The sequence below is a fragment of the Psychrosphaera aquimarina genome (assembly GCF_032461525.1).
In the GTDB taxonomy this organism is placed as follows: Bacteria; Pseudomonadota; Gammaproteobacteria; order Enterobacterales; family Alteromonadaceae; genus Psychrosphaera; species Psychrosphaera aquimarina.
On record NZ_JAWCUA010000007.1, the window covers coordinates 521,745 to 543,408 of the forward strand.

Genomic DNA, 21,664 nt, shown 5'->3' on the forward strand with positions numbered 1-21,664 from the left:
TAACAAGTTAGTTGGCATTTTATCAAAACTAAACTAGCTTGTTTAGCGTATTGAAACGATTAACTTAATCGATTTCTTTAACCTAACGTTAACCATATTGCAATTTGGCACATGGCGATGATCATGGTTTGTTTGGTTCTTAACGTCCAAAACCATTCTGGGTATATTTTTGCAAGATTGGTTTTCAACTCAATTTGCCATAACACCAAAAATAATAAAGCACTGATAAACACACCGGCTTTAGGTACTATAAAAATTATCAACCATGACAATATAGAAACTAAGCCAGCACCAAACATCAATCCTTTTCGGTTAAAGTCAAATTTCTCATTATTTAATTGAATTAAAAAAGCCGCAGACCATACACTACCGGCAACAAAGCTAACAATAATTGCACTATATAATCTGACGATATGGAGTACATCAAAGTCCAAACCAAACAACGGGAGTATTGGAAACCAAGTTAACACAGTGCATACTATAAACGGCGCGATGGCGAACCAACTCATAAATGAGATGGTAGGCTTCAATTCAGTGGTGAAATATTGATTATTTGACATATTACAAAGCTATTTATTCTATTTGCCCAATACAATAGAGAATTGACATTGGATAGCAATAAAAATCGAAGCCAGAAAAACCATAACCAGTAAATACATCATCTAATTTTAAAAAGCTGAACCAATTTGTAATTTTGCTACAAAATAACACCGTTTTATTCAGTATTTTTACGCTAGATGACTTCCAAGATGCCTCGCATTGTAATAAAGTTACAGCATCTGGATTTCAAACTCTAAATCAACGGATCCTAAATAATGACAAGCATATTAAAACAATTAAGAGAGATGACGACAGTTGTTGCCGACACCGGCGAAATTGAAGCGATTAAAAAGTTTCAACCTGTGGATGCAACAACAAACCCATCTTTGTTATTAAAAGCCGCACAACTTCCTGAATACCAATCTTTAATTACTGAATCTATTGCTTGGGCAAAAACACAATCATCTGATCAAGTACAACAGCTAGAAGATGCTGGTGATAAATTATCAGTACTTATTGGTAAAGAAATAAGCGCAGTTATCCCTGGCCGTATTTCTACTGAAGTGGATGCGCGTTTATCTTTTGATACTGAAGCGACCATTTTGAAAGCCAAAAAACTTATTGCCTTATATGAAGAAGCTGGCGTTCCTAAAGATCGTGTTTTAATAAAAGCAGCGTCAACTTGGGAAGGCATTAAAGCCGCTGAGCAATTAGAGAAAGAAGACATCCAATGTAACTTAACTCTGTTATTTAGTTTTGCTCAAGCAAGAGCATGTGCTGAAGCCGGAGTATTTTTAATATCTCCATTTGTTGGGCGTATTTTAGATTGGTACAAAGCGAATACCGAACAACAAGACTACACTGGTGAAACTGATCCAGGCGTTGTATCAGTAAGAAGCATTTACCAATACTATAAAGAACATGGATATGACACAGTGGTTATGGGCGCAAGCTTCCGTAATACCGATGAGATTTTAGCCCTAGCGGGTTGTGACCGTTTGACTATAGCTCCGGCATTGTTAGACACTCTAGATAATATGCAAGGCTCGATAGAGCAAAAACTAGGTTTCTCAGGTGATGTAAAAGCAAAACCAGAATCTATGACCGAAGCTCAGTTCCGTTGGGATCATAATCAAGACCCTATGGCGAACGAAAAATTGGCTGAAGGCATTAGAAACTTTGCCATTGACCAAGTTAAACTAGAAACTCTATTACTTGAAAAATTATAAAAAAAGTAACTAACTTTGATTTAAGTGGCACAGGATGACGTGTCACTTTTTTGTTTCTGCACCACAGCAAAACTATAACAATCTGATAATTTTTAGGAAATCTACAATGACAGTTCAATCTTGGCAGTCTGTACAACAAGAATTTAACCGTTTAAAAGATACACATATGCGTGACCTATTTGCACAAGATCCACAACGTGCCAATACATTCACTAAAAAAGCATGTGGTTTCACTCTCGATTACTCAAAAAATAGAATAGATGAACAAGCGTTAAATGTTTTGTTTAAACTGGCTACTGACAACCAGTTAGAGCAAAAACGTGATGCCATGTTTGCTGGTGAGATCATTAACAAAACCGAACACCGCGCAGTATTACATACAGCTCTTAGACGTAATGCCCAAGACACTATTTTAGTAGATGACAGCAACGTGGTTGATGAAGTTCATGCAACCTTGGCTAAGATCAAACAGTTCGTTGCCGACATTCATAATGGGACACGTACAGGGCGCACAGGAAAGGCCTTCACTGATGTTGTTGCAATTGGTATTGGTGGTTCGTTCTTAGGCCCTAAGATTGTCACTGAGGCGTTAAAACCTTATCAAACTCCGTCGTTAAAAGTTCATTTTGTGGCCAACGTTGATGCGCATCATATTGTTGATGTGTTAGCTAAATTAAATGCAGAAACAACCTTAGTAGTAATGAGTTCAAAATCATTCACGACACAAGAAACCCTCAAAAATACCGAAACCACTCGCGAATGGTTTTTAGCATCAGGTGCCAAATTTGAAGACATCGCTAAACACTTCATGTGTGTATCAAGCAATATAGAAAAAGCCACTGAATTTGGGATTGACCCTGACAACATATTCCCTATGTGGGATTGGGTTGGTGGCCGTTATTCTTTATGGTCTGCTATTGGTTTGCCAATTGCCTTGTCTATCGGTTTTAATAACTTTGAAAAAATCTTGCAAGGCGCAAGAGAAATGGACCAACATTTCTTAACGGCACCACTAGAAGAAAACTTACCTGTGATCATGGCCGTATTAGGTGTGTGGTACAGCAACTTCTTTGGTTGTCAAAGTCATGTATTGTTACCTTACTCTCATTATTTGCGTGGTTTCCCAGCATATGTTCAACAGCTAGATATGGAATCTAATGGCAAGTCAGTTAACCAGCTAGATCAGAACGTTGAATATACAACCGGACCAATTATATGGGGTGGTGAAGGTACAAACGGACAACATGCGTTCCACCAATTAATGCATCAAGGTAATACGATTATTCCTGCTGACTTCATTATGCCGATAAAACCCAATCACGGTGAAACAGAACATCATCAAATGTTAGCCTCAAACTGTTTTGCTCAAACTCAAGCGTTAATGCAAGGTCAAACGACCGCAGAGATAGAACAAGAATTACTGGCTAAAGGTGTTGAACAAGCAGAAGCGACACGTTTGGCTAAACACAAATTTATGCCAGGTAACCGCCCTTCTAATACATTGTTAATGGAGCAACTTGATCCAATTCAGTTAGGTCGATTAATTGCTTTATACGAACACAAAGTATTTGTACAAGGTGTGGTTTGGGACGTAAACAGCTTTGACCAATGGGGTGTTGAATTAGGTAAAGTATTAGGTAATCAAGTATTATCTGCATTACAAGATACTGCTCAGCCTGAGTTAGACTCTTCAACACAACAATTAGTGGATATGTTTAAACAACAAATTTCCTAACGCTTTGTGTTATTTTATCCGATACAATAAAAACGCTCATTGAGCGTTTTTTTTTATTGTCCTGGATTATAAATAAAACCAATTAATCCAGACATTAACCATAAATAAGGGATTTTGTGAAACCGAGTCAATTTTTAGAACTGGTAATTTTAGCCGCTATATGGGGGGCATCTTTTATGTTTATGCGTGTTGCTGCACCTGAATTTGGCGCAACGGCATTAGCCAGTTATCGTATGGTATTCGCAGCTCTCACCTTATTCCCTATTTTGCTTTATTACATCATCAAAAATAATTGGCACACTCTCAATTTAACACTGGAGCCAAACGCAAAAACATCACAACAGGTTATCGGTCATATCTTTGTTTTAGGTATTACCAATTCGGCTATCCCGATGTTTTTGTTCGCCTACGCAGCAACCAATTTAGATGCCGGCTTTTCTTCTATCATGAATGCAACGACCCCTTTATGGGGCGCAGTCATTGGCGCTTTATTATTTAACTCTAAGTTATCTAGGCTGGCAGTTTTTGGACTGTTATTGGGATTTATTGGCGTATTTGTTTTATCAATCGACAAACTCAGTTGGCAATTCACTGGGCAAGTTAAAGGTATTTTAGCTGTTATTTGTGCCACCAGTTTATATGGTTTATCTGCTAATTACTCAAAACGTCATTTAACTGGAGTAAAACCTTTGTTTATTGCCTCAGGCAGTTTGTTTGGCAGTGCTCTGCTCATGTTGCCTATTTTAATTTATACCACGCCAGCACTCAGCACGATAAGTTCATTTGCTTGGTTAATGTTAATCAGTTTAAGTGTTGTAAGTACTGGTATTGCGTATATTTTATACTATCGCATTATTGAACATTCAGGCCCAACTAACGCGATGACAGTAACATTTTTAATCCCCATCTTTGGCGTGTTTTTTGGCTATGTATTTTTAAATGAACAATTAAACAGCAATATTTTATGGGGCGTTTTATTAGTTCTCACAGGTGTATTATTAACCACAGGCCTATTAAAAAAGCGTAATACGTCCGTTTAAAATACAATCTGTTCATTTTACTCACAAAATTTGTTTAATATTTTTTCACAAATAAATTTTACATTACGAGTAAATGTGGTAAATAGTATCCCGAGCAGAGAAAAAACTCTGCTATAAAGAGTCTGTTTTCCATTAATTTTTATAAAAGAATTAACGGCAAACATTCTTTAACAACAACATAATTATAAAAGTAGAAGGAGACCACGATGGAAGGTCTAGCTGAAATACTTGAAAATACGCTTGAAACTAAAACCCCTCAAAACGAACGTCAAAAAGAAAGTGGCGTGAAATAGAATCGATTAAGGATAAATATCGACTGAGAGATGAACTCAAAGACATAGACCCGATGGCGGATTATGACTTTGATAACCTAGAGTTCTAATAAGTTAAAAAGTGAAAAAAGCCTAATCCATGGATTAGGCTTTTTTGTGTCTACTGTCCCGTCCTGGAATGTGTTTACATTTATGACGACCTCTAATCCTATAACAGGATCATAGTATCGTGCCTGCATATACAGATAACCGGCTTAGTAACGTTAACGCATTATAACAAGTTTTGTTGTATCGGCTCTTCCATACTATCCAAGGCATACTTGGGTTGCCAATTTATTGGAGTCATACCCTGCTGAATGAGTATCTTGTTCGTTTTTGAAAAGTGCTGACAACCGAAAAAACCGCGGTGCGCTGATAATGGTGATGGATGTGGGGCATTTAATACATGATGTTTGTTGGTATCTATTGAGGCTGCTTTTTTCTGTGCATGACTGCCCCACAATAAAAATATCAAACCACTTCTTTGTTCGTTAAGTGTTGTTATTACTTTATCGGTGAACGTTTCCCAACCTAGACTTTTGTGGGAATGTGCTTGCCCTGAACGTACGGTTAATACAGTGTTTAATAACAAAACACCTTGTTGTGCCCAGTCAACCAAATAGCCATGTTTAGGCATCTCAAAACCGTCTATGTCGGTCACTAGTTCTTTATATATATTGCGTAATGAAGGCGGTATTTTTATATTAGGTTTTACTGAAAATGCCAAACCATGCGCTTGTTCAGGGCCGTGATATGGGTCTTGGCCAAGAATAACGACTTTTACTTTGTCTAAAGGGGTTAACTCAAATGCAGAAAATACATCATGATCGGCAGGAAAAATCTCTATGCCTTGCGCTCTTTCTTTGGCAACCGTTGTTAGTGTGTCTTTTAAATAAGTTTGTTGTTGCTCTTGGGCGATGAAAGATGACCAGGTTAATGGCATTAATGTTCTCCACTAATTGATGATTAAGTCCAGCAGAGCAGTATTGGCAGAAATACTCTGTAGATGCATGTATTAACAAACATCTACAGGGAGCAGAGTTTCGAGACGCGAGTTACGAGATTCGAGCCTAAACACTAACTTCTAAATAATGTTTATTAACTTATGCAGTTAAATACGCACGTAGTTTATCAAAGTCCGCGTCCATTGTTTCAGATAATATTGTTGAACTGGCAACCGCCGCTAATTCTTTTGGTAAAGGAATTAACTCACCTAAAATATTTTCCACACTTTCTTTAAACTTAGCTGGATGTGCTGTGCCTAAGAATATACCAACTTCATCATCTTCAATGCTGTGTTTTAACGCTTTATACGCAATAGCACCATGAGGTTCTGAAACATAATCATTTTGATACAGTTGTTTAACGCCCATCTGGCTAGAGTCTTCATCAATCATAGTAGAAGACAGTAAGTTTTTATCAAACCAACCTAAGTCCATCATGTGTTGAATACGAGGCCAATTATTTGGCTCACTCACATCCATCGCATTAGATAAAGTCGCAACGGTTTCTTTTGGCGCCCACTCACCTGTTGTAAGGAAGCGAGGTACCGTATCATTTTCGTTAGTGGCTGCAATAAAACGCTTAATAGGCAAGCCTAATACTTTAGCAATGATACCAGCGGTTAAGTTACCAAAATTACCACTTGGGATTGAGAATACTGATTTGTCTCTTTGTTCAACCGGCAGTTGTGCTACCGCTTCAAAGTAATAACAAACTTGAGCAAACAAACGGCTAATATTTATTGAGTTTGCTGAATTTAAACCTATCTGTTTACGTAATTCAGCATCTTCAAATGAGGCTTTCACTAATGCTTGGCAATCATCGAATGTGCCTTTAACTGCGATCGTTTCAATGTTGCCACCTAAAGTGCAGAACATTTTTTCTTGTAAACGACTGATTTTGTTTTCTGGGTATAAGATCACAACTCTAATGTCTTTAATACCATAAAATGCATGGGCTACTGCAGCGCCAGTATCACCAGAAGTCGCCGTTAATATAGTTAACTGGCCTTGCTGGTTAAACTTTTTCAAACACTGGGCCATAAAACGAGCACCAAAGTCTTTAAACGCTAATGTTGGGCCATGGAAGAGCTCTAAGCTATGAATGTTTTCACTAACTTGTTTTAACGGTGCAGGGAATTCAAATGCATTTGTTAACATGTCTTCAAGGTCTGCTTGGCTAATTTCGTCGTTCAATAAATGAGACAAAACAATACTGCTGCGCTTAATAAATGGTAATGCTAATAATTCATCAATATTTGATAGTTTTTTTATTTGTTTTGGGAAAAACAAACCTCGGTCACGACCTAAACCTTGTTTAACAGCTTGTTCAAAACTTACCTGCTGATCATTATGCTTTATGTTCTCTAACAGCATGGTTACCTCTTTGACTTCTCTAAATTAATTTAATCGGTGTTGTTACTGAGTTATTGTTTAATTGGATAACTCTATGTCTTTCGCACCCTGTATTGCACATTGGCAAATATGAACAAATCCTTTATTCGCTTGATTCTCTTCTTGCTGAATATAGTTTTGTTCAAGATAATTTTTATACTTTTCTGCTTGGGCTAAGTCGCTGGTAAGAGCAAACAAGGTTGGTCCTGCCCCAGATATGCCAACCGCCAACGCACCTTGTTCTAACAAATGTTGTTTTGATGATTTAAACCCTGCTATTAAATCTGCTCTATACGGCTCGGCAATAACATCTTTAATGGTTTTTGCCGCTAACGTTTGTTCACCTTGATATAAATAGGCCACAAACGCAGATAAATATTGTGCATTATAAATTGCTACAGACTTATCCACTTGTTTAGGCAATACTTCCCTCGCCTCTTTGGTTGGCAAAGAAAAACCAGGGAATGCCACGACCCAATACCATGAATCTGGGTTTGGTAAATTTATGACCGGCGCTGACTCGTGCGGACTCATTAACTGTAAACCGCCAAAGTAACTTGGTGCCACATTGTCATAATGTAAATCACCACTAGCACCCGCTTCTACTTCGCCCATTAAGGTTAATAACGCTTGATCTGTGTATGGTAATTCAAACAAACGGTTAAGTGCCGTTAAGCTAGCTACCACAGAACAAGCACTTGACCCTAAACCACTGCCCACAGGTAATGATTTCACCAATTCCATTTTTACCGCTGGATATTCATCAGAATTGCTTAATTTTGAACGAAACAATACATAAGCAATCCAAGCAAGGTTTTGCATTTTGTCCGTCGGACATACATGAGCAAACTCGCCAGAATTTATCATTTCATCTTGTTGGCTAAATTCAACATGAACAGTGTCGCCAAGTGGTTGTTGGTCAATTCGAACTAATGCGGCACCTAATAAGTCAAAACCAACACTGACATTACCGGTACTCGCTGGCGCATAAGCTGATGCTTTACGCCCAATCAGTTCATTTTTATTAACTGCATTCATGACTACAACATCACCTCTTGTTGCCAGCTTAATGTTCTCATTACATCACCAAATACACCGGCAGCGGTTACTGCAGCACCAGCACCATAACCACGTAATACAATTGGAATTGGTTGGTAATACGCACTGTGTATTGCTAATGCATTTTCGCCATTTTTAACAGCATGTAGTGCATTATCAGGTCCTACAGATACAACCTTAACCTTACACTTACCTTCTTTGATTTCACCCACATAACGTAGTACTTCACCGTTAGATTTAGCATTTTCGTTTAGCGCTTCAAAAGTAGGGTCTAATTCAGGTAAACGTGCCAAAAACTCTTCAACCGAACCTGACGCGTCAAAGTCATCGCCTAATACAGATTCAATTTCAATATCAGATAATTCTAATTCCATCCCTGACTCACGAGCCATGATAAGTAACTTACGCGCGACATCCATACCACTTAAGTCATCACGAGGATCTGGTTCGGTGTAACCCAATTCTTTTGCTTCAATGGTTGCTTGAGACAAAGTTTGACCTTCATCTAATTTGCCAAAGATATACGACAATGATCCAGACAAAATACCTTCAAACGCCACTAATTCATCACCAGCATTAAACAACCCTTGTAGAGTGTCTATAACTGGCAAGCCAGCACCAACCGTTGTTTCGTATAAGAAACGACGCATTGTTGATTGTGCTGTTTCTCTTAATTCTGAGTAATACGCCATGCTACCAGTGTTGGCTTTTTTGTTTGGTGTGACGATGTGGAAACCGGCCGCTAAAAACTCAACATATTGACTGGCAACGCCTTCCGAAGAGGTACAGTCAACCAATACTGGATTTACCAAATGATTGTCTTGGACAAAACGTTTGATGTTTAACAAACTAAACGCAGGTTCAGCTTGCTGTAGTAATTCTTCATAGTTTTCTAAATCAATACCATCTTGGTTTAATAACAATTTACGACTGTTGGCTATGCCATAAACGTTTAATCGGATGTTACGATCTTTCAGCCATTGTTGTTGACGTTTGATTTGTTTTATCAATTCACCACCAACAACACCACAACCCAATACAAACAAATCAATTGAAGGTATTTTTGTGAAAAAGTTTTCGTGGCAAACTTTAATTGCATCTTCACATTTACGACGTTCAACAACTGACGAGATTGAACTCTCTGTGCTGTCTTGCGCTATGGCTAATATGTTTACTCTCGCTTGTGCTAACGATGTAAAGAATTTTGCAGCAATGCCTTTATGTTGACGCATGCCTTCACCAATAAGTGAAACGATAGCCACTTCATCATTAACTTTTGGTTTATCCAATAAACCATTTTTTATTTCTAACTCAAATTCGTTATATAACGCCGCGATTGCTTCTTTTTTATGTTCTGCAAAAATACAGAAACTAATGCTAAATTCTGACGATGATTGTGTGATCAGTACCACAGAAATTTCTTTATCCGCCATTGCTTTGAAGGTACGGCTTGCCATGCCAACCACCCCTTTCATGCCAGGGCCAAATACCGTCAACATACATACATCGTTTAAACTAGAGATAGCTTTAATTGGTGTTGTGTTATTTGCTTCAGTTGCGATAACAGTGCCTTTCGCACTTGGGTTTAATGTGTTTTTGATCACACATGGAATTTTATAGTGGGCTAATGGACCAATGGTTTTTGGATGTAAAACACTGGCACCAAAGTAAGATAATTCCATTGCTTCTGAATAAGATAACTTATCAACTAAAGTGGCGTCTTTTACTTGTCTTGGGTCCGCACTATATACACCGTCAACGTCTGTCCATATTTCACAGATGTCGGCATGCAAACAAGCTGCAACGATAGCTGCTGAGTAATCACTGCCATTTCGACCTAACGTTGTTAATTGACCATCTTCATTGGCAGCAGTGAAACCAGGTAACAAGTAAACTTCTTTTCCACTTTGCATTTCATTCATGATAGCGGCACGACTGAGTTCGATATTCGCCACACCATTTAAATAGTCATCGCTGCTAATGATAGATTTAGTTGGCTCTAAAACCTGAGAGCTTACTCCCATAGCGTTAAATACTTGTTGCATAAGTAATACACTAAATACTTCACCACGACTGATGACAAAGGCTTTTACGTGAGCAGGACAATGATTTAATAACTGTACACCGGTCAACTTACTATTTAGTTCGGCAATAAGTTGTTCAATTTGTGAGAGTAACTGCTGTTCAGACTCACACTTAGAAGCCTTGGTAATTTGCTCTAGATTTGATTTTAAACCGTCTAAACTTGCTTTGAACTCGGCACCAGACTCTGCGATATCACACAAATCCACAAGCTGGTTGGTTACACCTTTTGGAGCTGAAAGTACCGCTGTTGTAATAGAGGTTTGAGCTTGTCCCGCAATAATATTTGCCACTGTGGCAAAACGTTCATGATCGGCTAACGAGCTACCACCAAATTTAACAACTTTCATAACTACTTTCCTTTTATTAAACAAAAACCCGTGATATTAATCACGGGCTCTGCAAGTATTGTGCGCACCAGTGACTACACTACCCAGTTAGGGTGGTGTTGATAATAATGATGGTGTCAAATGTGTGCTTTTGCATATGTGTAAAATCGAATTATTAGAGTAAAAAGTCAAGTGCTTTTTACGACACTTATAATTGCAAACGGTGCAATTTGCTAATATATGACCTGTTCTCGGTTTATTAATCGCCTGTCGATAAGATTTTTGACAACTAGTCAGAAAAAACGTTAGCGTCTATAATCGATTCATCATAAGTACCTGAATTGTATTTATACTTTAAATAATAACGACACTTCAGATCCCTAATAAAAGGTTAAATAGACATTTCTTTTATTAGTTTTGCATAATGGTTTTGTCTTAAGTGAAGTATATTGGTATAAATGAACCGTTAAGCCATTCGTTTTGTGAAAAAGCGCTTAAGATTAACTAATTACTAAAACCTATTGAGCAAATTTAAAGTAATTAGTATAAATTAGTAATTATGCTCAGGCATTAACTTTTATTATTAGAGTTAGATGTCAAAATAACTAAAGTTAATGTAGGAATATCATCGGAATGCAGCCAAGCAAAAGTATATCCAGACGCCTGTTAGTGAGCGTTTTATCAGTTTATTTTATATTAACCTTTGTCGTTACCTGCGCGCAGATTTATGCCGATTACTCCAATACAAAAGATTACATCAGTCACGAATTACGTAACTTAGAAAAAACCTTTAGTGCAAGTTTAACTAGGGCTATTTGGGAACTTAACACTCCACAAGTTGTTTCTATATCTGAAGGTTTGTTAGAGATCCCTATGGTCGAGGGCGTATTAATTCGTGATGATAATCGAGAACTTCTCACTCAGATGGGTGGTATTGCAAATTTCACTGACTTCCAAGGTACGGAATTGAGTGAAGTAGGTGCGGTCATTTCTGGTAAAGATGGCTTATTTGGTTATACCTTCCCGCTTATTTTTGAATTCTCCGGACGAACAACACAAGTTGGTGATGTGACTCTATTCTCAAGCCGAGAAATTGTTATTAGCCGGATAATGCTCAGTATTTTATTTTTAATCGCCAGTGCGATTATTAAAACCATTTGTTTAGTTGTTTTGTTCTCCATTGCCTTTAAAAAGTACCTCACCAAACCTTTAGGTGAATTAACCGAGAAAATTGAAAAAATCGATATGGAAAATATTGATGATGCTCAAATTCAAATAGATCAAGAAGAAGAAAATGAACTAACCGTAATTAAACATTCCTTTAATGATTTGATGGCAAAAGTGTCTAGCTCTCAAACCGAATTAAAACACGCGCAAAAACAGTTAGTGAAAACCAACGACAGACTCGATCAACAAAACTTAATGTTAGAACAAGAAGTAGCTAAGAAAACAGCTAACTTAAGCCAAGCTATGATGGATCTGCAAAAACAAAAATACCAATTAGAAACTCAACAAAAAACCTTAAAAGAAGAAATAGAAACAAGGCGTGGTACTGAGTCTAAATTATTACACCAAACCACTGAGTTAGAACACACCATTGAAACGTTAGGCATGGCTCATGGCAAATTGGTTGAGTCAGAAAAATTAGCGGCGTTAGGTGGTTTAGTGGCTGGTATTACCCACGACGTAAATACCCCTATTGGCGTTGGTGTGACCGCCACCAGTTACCTCTCAGATCGATTAAGTGAACTTGACAAAAAATTCCATGATAAATCGCTAAGTGCCAATGATATGAAAAACTTCATTGATGAAGGCAATCAAAGCATAGAATTGTTAAATAATAATTTAAATAGAGCCAGTGAGTTAATTGCTAGTTTTAAACAAATAGCGGTAGACCAAGCCAGTGAAGCTATTAGAACCATTAATTTAAAAGAATACCTGAATGAGATCATTACCTCTTTAAAACCCAAATTAAAGAAATCTGCACACGAAATAAATATCGATTGTCCAGATGACATCATAATGAAAGTGCCAGCCGGTGCCATTTCACAAATATTCACTAACTTCTTATTAAACAGTGTTATCCACGGTTTTGATGGTAGAGAAAATGGGCAAATAGACATTGTAATCAAAGATTGCGGAGACACAGTTAAAATTGAATACAAAGATAATGGTAATGGCATTAGTAAAGAACAACTCAATCGTCTATTCGACCCATTTTATACAACTAAACGCGAACAAGGTGGCTCAGGTTTAGGCACTAATATCGCTTACAACTTAGTGAAACAAACTTTAGACGGTGAAATTGAAGCGGAAAGTGAATTAGAAAAAGGTTTAACATACCGCTTAGAATTACCAAAAGTTAAAAAAGATCCTTCAATTTCGTAATTTAAAGAACAAACTAATTAGGCTGCAATTGATGCAGCCTTTTTTGTATTTGTTTGTTATTATCTTGCGCCTCTAGATTATGGAATAAGAAAAACATATGTGGTTTAACAACGCCTTTATTTATCAATTCACCAAGCCATTTGACACGCCAAATGAAGAGTTAGAATCATCACTTAATGAACATCTGTTTCGTCCTTGTGGTAGCCAAGATCAATTAAAACAAGGTTGGGTTTCCGCTATTCCAGGCACCAGTAATATGGTTCATGTAGCTGGCAAGAATGCCCTTGTGTGTTTAAAAACAGAAGAAAAGGTTTTACCAAGTTCGGTTGTTAAAGACGCATTGGAAGAGAAAGTTCAACTATTACAAAATGAACGTGGCCAAAAAGTGGGTAAAAAAGAAAAACAAACTCTTAAAGAAGAGATTGTTCAACAACTATTACCAAAGGCGTTTACTAAAAGCAGTCGTTTGTATGCTTATATCAATACTGAAAAACAAATCATTGTTGTAAACACCAGTAGTGCAAACAAAGCAGAAAACTTATTAGCGTTTTTACGTCAATCTTTAGGTTCATTGCCAATCCTTCCTCACAAGCCTGACGGCGATTTAATTGTGACTATGACACATTGGGTTAAGAACAACGATTTACCGTCGCCATTCACGTTTGCGAACGATATAGAGCTAAAAGCGTTGGATGAAGAAGCGGCTGCGGCAAAATTAAAAAATCATGATGTGACTGAAGAAGAAGTTCAGTTACATATAACAAATGGTAAATACGTCCATAAATTAGCTTTGGTTTGGGCTGAAAAAATTAAGTTCAACTTAAATGAAGATGCCGCATTAAAACAAGTTAAGTTCTTAGACATAGTTAAAGAGCAAAATGATGACTTTGCTAGTGACGATCACCTTGCTAAATTTGATGCTGATTTTGCATTAATGACCGGTGAATTGAATGAGTTAATTGAAGAGTTAGCCACCACTTGGACTAACCCTGAAGAAAACTAAAACCTTAATTTTTAACAAAAACCAGCTCTGATGAGCTGGTTTGTTTATTATTAGGGTAATACATATTAGGGACGGTTTTTAGACATTTTAATTAGTTTGAGTTTCAACCTAATTATTCAGCTCTGAGTTGTTAAAATATTCTAATAACGCGATGTTGGAAGAGCGCCCCTCAACCTCCGTTATCCCCTCTTTAAAAGTGAAGTCCGTAACCAAACTTCTGATCGTATATATGTTACCCGCCTTATCGACTATCTCAACATCGCGTTGCTGCGTCATGTAACATGTCCCTTCAATACCATCACATTTACTAACATTAGCGTCGTCAGCCTCAGAATAATAACTCGTAGTGATTATACCTAGTTCGGTTTCATTCCATTCAAACGGGATCACTTCAACTGTATTGCTATCAAGGTGACGGTATTGCCCCCCCAATTTATCAGTAGAGAATTGTAAAAACTCCATTGGGGATTGGTAGGCTTTTGTTAATAACCCATATTGCCCATCTAATTCGAAAGAATTTACATCAAAGGCAACATTGACTGCCGCCATATCTACACGTAACGATACAGTGGTAAGCATACCTGATGTACTCGTTTTCATTTTAGGATTAACATTAACCAATTCAGGTGCATTTATTAATAAGTTAGTTTGCCTTACGCCTTGTAAGTTGTTGATTTGGGCATAAGTCATCAAGTGATTTGTGGAATTTACCGTTGGATTATCGTTTGCTACAACTTCAATCGCTAATATACCAAAGGTAATGGTCCAATTAAATTTTACTTCACCACCATCAATTAGTTGATGATAAAAACCGGTACCATCGTCTTTGAATGTGGCATAAACAGATTCAATAGGCAAAGCAGCGAACATTAAGTTTGAATTAACAACGCTTTCATCTAATACAGAAATAACCCACTGAGAATCCATCAACTCTTTATCATCAAAAGGAATTACATCTTCATCTGACAGGGCATTAAATGTATTAAACTGTTGTAAATATGTGATTTCTGAAGATTCTGTATTTACCAATTTATAGCTGTAATCAACGTACAATTGCACGACTGAATCACTTGTTGGTAACTTTTTCACTTTCGCCGATGAATAATATTTATCGTAACAACTTGTGATATTGTTTTCGCTTGTGCAATACGTTTCAATAAATGCCCCTTCATCGTCTTGTGCTGCTATTGAAAGAACACCATCCGTTAATGTCCAAGTGATAACAAAGGTTCCACTAGACGTCATCCAGCTCCCCTCTCCATCATCTTTTATATCGAACACATCGCTGATTGCACTTTGATACTCATCAGACTTAACAAGGTAAAATTTGTTAGTAAAACTAAAATGGGGATCTGCAGGTGTAAGTGTTGGGTCATAAATAATGTCATTAATTAATTCATTAATAACAACAGGGTTTTCAGAGCTTATGTCGGCTATAAACTGCGCAGTTAATTGTTTATCTTGAACAAGCTGTAAGGTGTTAGTAATCCCCTCAGGTAATTCCATATTATTGTCCACTATGGCTTTGATCAGAGCGGCAATTTCTAATACGTCGTTAAAATCTAATTGTTTATTCATATCATCAAGTTGAGCTTGGTTTAATAATCCCTCTTCTTCAACTAGCTGATTATTTATGATCACATACTTAGCTGTCGTAACATTTGATACCGTTAGGTTATTATTTTCATCAGCTGTTAATACGCCATCAATACCCGCTGAGCTTAGCAGGCTTTCTCCATCGCCCAAGTACGACTTAAATAACACAGAGTCGAAGTCGTCAGAGCCTTCTGCAGTGACGACGACCATTAAGTCGTCTTCTGGAAACTCAACTTCTAAAGTGTAATTCCCTTGGTTATCAGCGGTTGTTTGAAATTCTAAATGACCTATAACAACCGTGACTAAAGCGTTGGGGATAGGTTCGTCGGTGACAGAACCAGAAATGATTAACTGTTTATTTACTTGAATTAACAAATCCACTTCTTTGGATATCGTTTCTAGCTCTCTGCCGTTATCAAAAGAAACCGACATTTGTAACGTCACCTGTGTATCTTCATCAACATCAGGCGTGACAAAATTTAATAATGCTTGGCCTTGTTCATTTACTTGTGTAAATGAAAGTGGCATATCAAAGCCAACCGGAGCATCAATAATCCCCCAGAAAACTTGCAGTTCGGCAGCATTGGCTGTGGTCTGTTTAATATCAGCTTGGATAGTCCAGGCGGTTTGTTCTTTGATAACATCTTTATTATTGAGCAAAACTTTATAGGCGACCAATTCCTTGACTGGGAATTGGTCGTCAAAACCAAATATTTTCTTGGCAGTATCCTTACACCCCTGCAAGGTTAATAAAATAAAACCTACGATTAGTAAGTGTTTGTAAATTGTCATAATACCCTCAGATATTTGAGCTTAGTTGACCTTAATTTAGCTTGATAACAACTAATGTTGATAGCGGACATTATGACTGAACTACCAATAAACCTAATATTTTCATAGTTTAACTCAAGGGTGGATAATCTACGATTAAAGATCCCAAGCAACAGATAAACCTAAAGCAAAAGCGCTGGTAGTCGCAGCGGGTATACTCACCTTACGTTTAATATCGCTACCATCCATATCAGTCACTAAAGTTTTAGTTTGCAACTCACGTTCGGTTAATCGATAAGTAGCAAAGAAACCTAAATTAAAGCCTTTTTTAAACTTGAAAGTGTAACGAGCTTCCGTTAAAAAATTGTAGCCTCCAGTTTCATTAAAACTAACATCTGAATTTACGGAGTTAAGGACATCTGTCCAAACCGGTAAACCAATTAAGGCTTTAGCAGAAAACATGTTTTCAGAATTAACCAAAGCACCACTTTCATAAACTAAGCCTGTTAATAAGTTTATATTGGCCACTACCTCTTCTGTGTAACTTGCATCGACGGTAACTAATTGGGAAAGAGATGTAATATTTGAGCGCTTAAATGTGTGCATGGCAAACTCAGCGCCTGCAGCAAACCTTAAATGCTCAGTATATTTAAATTGGATCAGTCCTGTTGTGGTGGCATCTGTGAAAGTGAAATCATTTTTTTGAACATCATTTGTTCCAGAGATATTCATTTCCGGTAAGTCAATATTCATAATCCAAATTTCATCATCCGCTGTCGGTGCAAAAGTTGCACTTGAGTCCATTGAGAAATCAAAAGTATCCGTCACATGATACAAACCACCGGTACGAATTGTCGGGCTGGATACTTGGCCATCGGTGACAATACTAAAAGGTATTTCTCGTCCAAATGCACTCACGCTATCTTTTAAACGCTCTTCATAACTGACGGATTCCATACCAAATGAAAAATAAGAGTAACTGCCAACAGAGTCAACATTCACAGGTTCGTCACTGGCATGTACGTGAGATATCGATGCAAAAACAAGGAGGCTATTGAAAAGTAACTTAGCTTTGTAAGACATAAATTTTTCCACTTAGAATAAAAGTTTTAACTGTAAACAAAAAAGCCACTTAGAAAAATAAGACTAAGTGGCTTTGTTAATTAACGTAAATGTATTATTTACGTATTGCTTTTTTACTTAGTGACTCAGCCGGAGTTTCAGCCGCTGCACTAGCTGTATTAAAAATATTAGCACCAGAGTCGAATGTTTCTTCCAATAGAACTTCATCGTCTTCACCTGACATGTCAGTGACTTTGATATTATCTATTTGAACATTACCTTCAGCTAAACGTAAATCAAGTGTGAAACCTTTAGTTTCAGCGTCCTCTTCATCAGCCCAGAACTGCCAACTAGCTTCTCTAACATCTAAGAATAACTCTTTTGACAAGGTCAAAATAGATTCGTCATCTGAGTTAAATACGTTCAGAGTTGCCGTGGTAACGTCATCATCCAAATTGTCAGTGTCATTAGTATCGGTTACAAATGTCCATTCATAACGAACCCATTCACGTTGTGACCAACCTTCACCTTGGCGTATTGCATTGTCCCAGTCATGGTAGAACCAATCTGGTTGTTCGCTAAGGCTGTATATATCTAAGTTATCAGTCGTCCAATTTAATCCACCACCATGGCTTGCAAATAGGAACCAACGATTTGAATCTGTATTTTCTTCAAAATCAGACAATTTGAATATTGGAGACCACTCCCAATCGCCATCGTTGAAGCCATAGTTTTCACCCGCTTCATTACCAGCAGCACTCATATTGGTACAACTATCATTATCTAGTGGGCCATCAAATTGGCACAAACCAGTTAAGTCCGTATAGTCATCTGAATTCAAATCTGAAGAGTAATAGCCGTTTTGATATAACGTATTATTAAAGTTTGGAATATCAGCGTCTATGTCGGCTTCATTTACCCAATAGCTATTTCTCCAATCAAATTGAACTTCAACACGCTCATTAGCTGAGTTTTCCCAACCCCAAGGTACGTACAACATATCTTGGGTATTCCACTCAGGAGTATTTCCGTCTTCATCACGCCAATCTCCAAAATCCCAGTAATAGCGAGTTCCAGTGTCTTGATCAACATAATAATCAGCCACTTCTGTTAACACTTCACCATCTTCATCTGGATTTAAAGGGTCCATACCTAGATTACGTCTGTATAGTGTATTTTCACCATCACTATTGGTTTCCCAACGATCAGAATACACATTACCGTCAACATCAACATGGTGATATGGGATTCGAACATAACGTACTTTGTTTTCTTCTGCTTCATCTAAGAAGTAACCATCGTCTACTGAATCACCATCAATATCCGTGATAATTGGTTGGGCAACTCTTACTTCTTTATCTTGATTCCAAGCCGCACGCCACACCGTGTTATTAGACCATTGCCATTTTAATGCATAAGATTTATCAGCCGTTAATTCAAAACCATCATTCCAAGTCCAAAAATTTCCATCTGAATCTTCTGGATTAGAATCAACATTGCTCCAATTAATTTGATGTGAATCTCTTAAAAACATTTCCACTTTAAATTTGCTAGAGCTAGGAACTGAATATTCAACTTTATGATTTAACGGATAACCTACATTCGCTAATGTTGTTTCACTACTTGAATGCCAAGGGTTAAGTTCGTCAACACCAAACTTACCAACTTGGCCGTCCGTAATTCCAGCAACCGCACCGGCAAAACCTGTATACCAACCTTCACTAGGTCTTGTAGTCCACGACCAATTCGAGATCAGACTCACCAGATAATAATTGGAAACCTTCAATATCAACGGCTTCGCCATCAATGTTAATTTCATAACTTGAGGCGGTCGTTAATGGATCGGTTGAGACATTAATATTACCTGTTGCATCATCAATAGTGGTTCTGTCTGTATCAAATATCATATGCATGGTACGGTTTAGCCAAATATTTAGGCTTAACGCTACTTCTTCTTTAACTTCATTGCCTTCTTCATCTTTTGTTACGGCATATACTGAAGTGCCAGAATTAACAGAGTTGGTATCCATATATTTACTAAATTCAACAGAGGCCGAATATAAATTCTCTTGATCTGTAAAGTAGTTAATAACTTTAGGGTTATTACCTGTGAAAACACCTGTTGAGCTACCACGTAACACTTCAATATCATCAATTTTATTTGAGTCACCTAACACTGAAGATGTTTGAGTAATTTCTAAGAACTCAGCTTCTGTTTCACCACGTTTCATTGATAACGTATCAATACGACCAGAAATTGATGTACTTGTATTTTTGTCAAAACCAGTAAATAAAATTTTATCTCCTGATACTTTCCAATTATAGATATCGTAACGTTGTAACCAATCGTCATCTTCAAGTATATCAACACGTTTACCATCAACTAAACGGACAGCACGTATAACCGAACGAACACCAAAATCTGGGTGTTCTCTGTCTTCAATATAATATGCAAAACCTTTAGCTACTTGTAAATCACGTTGACCATTATCAAAGAAATTCCAGTATGAGTCCCAATCATCACCAACTATAAACTCCGCATAGGTCGCGCCACTGTATGGCAACATACGTTTTAATTTTGCGATAAATAGTGTGCGGTCATTTAAATAACGTTCTTCGATAAATAAACCGTACATAGAGCCGTCATCACCTAAGATGATGCGCTTTGGTGAAACATTCCAATCATTATCAGAAAATATTTTCGTTTCTAATTCAAGAATGTAACGCCCTGGCCCTTCTACTCTTGGTTGTATAAACTTAATTCCTGCATCCCAACCGTTCGAGTCTGAATAGATAACTGTGTTTGCATCATCTTTAGCATAAAAGAATTGCCCCCAAGGTAGACTATCTTCTAACGTGAATGTTTCAGGGTTTGTATTAGAAGCATTTTTTACTAAATTCAGACTGTATTGTCCGTTAGCTAATTGGTCATAATATGTGTAAGTGATAGTGTCATTAGGTAATGACATAAACGAGGACACAAAAAAGTTATCAGGCGTTAAATTTTGACTGGTTCCATCTGGCGAAACTTTACGTAAGCTTTGTGATTCCCAGAAAGTTTGATTAAATTCAAACGAGTCGTTCACACCATCACCATCGGTATCAACTTCGTCCATTTTCTTAGCGATGAAATAAACATTACCATTCGCATCTATCTGTAATGGCTTACGTTTTTGATCACTTAACGTTTTACGGTAATCATCGTTAATACTAGCAGCGACGTAACCGGCTTCAACACATGTCCACTCGGCAGTATCAACATTCACTTTAAATATTGCACAGCCTTCCGTCGCTTTAATGAATTCATGGCTATTCCATATATCCTCTTGTGCTAAAGCAAAAAATAACCAAGGCGTTACTTCAACTTCGTCCTCTGAAAATGGATCACTTTCGTCACGAGGTGTCACAGTAACTTCTTCCCAAACAACAGAATAAGAAACGTTCAAGTTATAATCTGATTCAGCAGCAAACTGTAAATCACCGTTTTCATCAATAACAAAGAAATTAGACGTTGTATCGTCAGCTAATTTTGCTGCTGCTTGAGCAGAGTAGCCGGCAGCTTGGATATTTTTAGTTCTTTCTAGTTTAGAAAGTTTTTTACCTTTTTTAGGCGAGTCGTGGAAAACAAAGGTATTTAATTTACGTCCATCTTTTGACATCGCACTTACAATGCCGCCAACGCTATTACCATCGCCTGAAGTTTGTGTCGCAGGATTTTCAGTTGTTACAACAGAAACGGCACCAGAAAGATTAAATGATAAAACATTGCCTTCTCCTTCTCCTTCTCCACCTGTATTTGGATCCGTTTGGATTGAACTATCATTAGGCGCAAAGTCAGCGTTATCACCAACGCCGTCCCCATCTGAATCCATTGTTTCTGAACTATCGTCAGGAAAAGCATCTTCTGAATCGGCAACTCCATCACCGTCTCTATCTGAGGGTTGGGTTATACCACCATCATCAGGTGCGTCGTCTCCGCCCCCCACCACAAGCTGTTAAAGCGAGTACGCTGCTTAAAGCTAATAACTTTAATAACGATGTAATACTCATGATATCTCCTAGAACATTAATTTATTATAATTGTTTTTAATTATAGTTACTGCTTTATTCTAGCCTATTATTC

14 protein-coding genes and 1 pseudogene are annotated in these 21,664 nt (G+C 37.4%); 6 read left to right on the top strand and 9 right to left on the bottom strand.

Annotated elements, in window-relative coordinates; all coding sequences use genetic code 11:
• Positions 1-77 precede the first annotated feature (77 nt).
• A complete protein-coding gene (locus tag RT723_RS08900; RefSeq protein ID WP_315946721.1) occupies positions 78-560 on the bottom strand; it encodes a DUF3429 domain-containing protein in 483 nt (160 codons plus the stop codon).
• A gap of 255 nt (positions 561-815) precedes the next feature.
• Here RT723_RS08900 and tal point away from each other — a divergent pair, with 255 nt between their 5' ends.
• The 4 genes and pseudogenes from tal to RT723_RS18170 all read left to right on the top strand — a co-directional run.
• Positions 816-1,769, top strand: coding sequence for a transaldolase (gene tal / locus RT723_RS08905; RefSeq protein ID WP_315946722.1), 954 nt, complete (start codon positions 816-818; stop codon positions 1,767-1,769).
• A 106-nt stretch (positions 1,770-1,875) separates the two neighbouring features.
• Positions 1,876-3,504, top strand: a complete 1,629-nt coding sequence (gene pgi / locus RT723_RS08910) for a glucose-6-phosphate isomerase (protein WP_315946723.1) — start codon at positions 1,876-1,878, stop codon at positions 3,502-3,504.
• A gap of 116 nt (positions 3,505-3,620) precedes the next feature.
• Positions 3,621-4,544 carry a DMT family transporter gene (locus RT723_RS08915; RefSeq protein ID WP_315946724.1) on the top strand — a complete coding sequence of 308 codons (924 nt, stop codon included), beginning with the start codon at positions 3,621-3,623 and terminating at the stop codon, positions 4,542-4,544.
• A 268-nt stretch (positions 4,545-4,812) separates the two neighbouring features.
• Positions 4,813-4,926 (top strand): annotated as a pseudogene (locus tag RT723_RS18170) (DUF3545 family protein); the annotation flags it as partial.
• A 161-nt stretch (positions 4,927-5,087) separates the two neighbouring features.
• On the opposite strand, the gene ung reads toward RT723_RS18170, so the two are convergent.
• The 4 genes from ung to thrA all read right to left on the bottom strand — a co-directional run bounded on the left by ung (position 5,088) and on the right by thrA (position 10,742).
• The gene (gene ung, locus RT723_RS08925; protein ID WP_315946725.1) at positions 5,088-5,798 is read right to left on the bottom strand and encodes a uracil-DNA glycosylase; all 711 of its coding nucleotides are present in this window, start codon (positions 5,796-5,798) and stop codon (positions 5,088-5,090) included.
• Positions 5,799-5,958: 160 nt separating this feature from the next.
• Positions 5,959-7,233, bottom strand: a complete 1,275-nt coding sequence (thrC, locus tag RT723_RS08930) for a threonine synthase (RefSeq protein ID WP_315946726.1) — start codon at positions 7,231-7,233, stop codon at positions 5,959-5,961.
• A gap of 57 nt (positions 7,234-7,290) precedes the next feature.
• The gene (gene thrB, locus RT723_RS08935; RefSeq protein ID WP_315946727.1) at positions 7,291-8,289 is read right to left on the bottom strand and encodes a homoserine kinase; all 999 of its coding nucleotides are present in this window, start codon (positions 8,287-8,289) and stop codon (positions 7,291-7,293) included.
• A 2-nt stretch (positions 8,290-8,291) separates the two neighbouring features.
• Entirely contained in the window at positions 8,292-10,742 is a 2,451-nt protein-coding gene (gene thrA, locus RT723_RS08940; RefSeq protein WP_315946728.1) for a bifunctional aspartate kinase/homoserine dehydrogenase I, read from the bottom strand.
• Positions 10,743-11,354: 612 nt separating this feature from the next.
• On the opposite strand from thrA, the gene RT723_RS08945 reads away from it, so the two are divergent.
• Together RT723_RS08945 and rdgC are read left to right on the top strand one after the other, a co-directional pair.
• Complete coding sequence (locus RT723_RS08945) at positions 11,355-13,109, top strand: ATP-binding protein (RefSeq protein WP_315946729.1); 1,755 nt, start codon at positions 11,355-11,357, stop codon at positions 13,107-13,109.
• 97 nt (positions 13,110-13,206) lie between these two features.
• Complete coding sequence (gene rdgC, locus RT723_RS08950; RefSeq protein WP_315946730.1) at positions 13,207-14,112, top strand: recombination-associated protein RdgC; 906 nt, start codon at positions 13,207-13,209, stop codon at positions 14,110-14,112.
• Between the two features lie 108 nt (positions 14,113-14,220).
• Here the strand turns inward: rdgC and RT723_RS08955 are convergent, their stop codons facing one another.
• From RT723_RS08955 to RT723_RS08970, 4 genes are all read right to left on the bottom strand, one after another.
• On the bottom strand, positions 14,221-16,500 hold the full coding sequence (locus tag RT723_RS08955) for a carboxypeptidase-like regulatory domain-containing protein (RefSeq protein ID WP_315946731.1): 2,280 nt from the start codon (positions 16,498-16,500) through the stop codon (positions 14,221-14,223).
• A 135-nt stretch (positions 16,501-16,635) separates the two neighbouring features.
• Complete coding sequence (locus RT723_RS08960) at positions 16,636-17,562, bottom strand: hypothetical protein (RefSeq protein WP_315946732.1); 927 nt, start codon at positions 17,560-17,562, stop codon at positions 16,636-16,638.
• A 94-nt stretch (positions 17,563-17,656) separates the two neighbouring features.
• A complete protein-coding gene (locus RT723_RS08965) occupies positions 17,657-19,303 on the bottom strand; it encodes a hypothetical protein (RefSeq protein WP_315946733.1) in 1,647 nt (548 codons plus the stop codon).
• The gene (locus tag RT723_RS08970) at positions 19,263-21,527 is read right to left on the bottom strand and encodes a hypothetical protein (RefSeq protein WP_315946734.1); all 2,265 of its coding nucleotides are present in this window, start codon (positions 21,525-21,527) and stop codon (positions 19,263-19,265) included. The genes RT723_RS08965 and RT723_RS08970 overlap by 41 nt, the downstream gene beginning before the upstream one ends.
• Between the last annotated feature and the right edge of the window lie 137 nt (positions 21,528-21,664).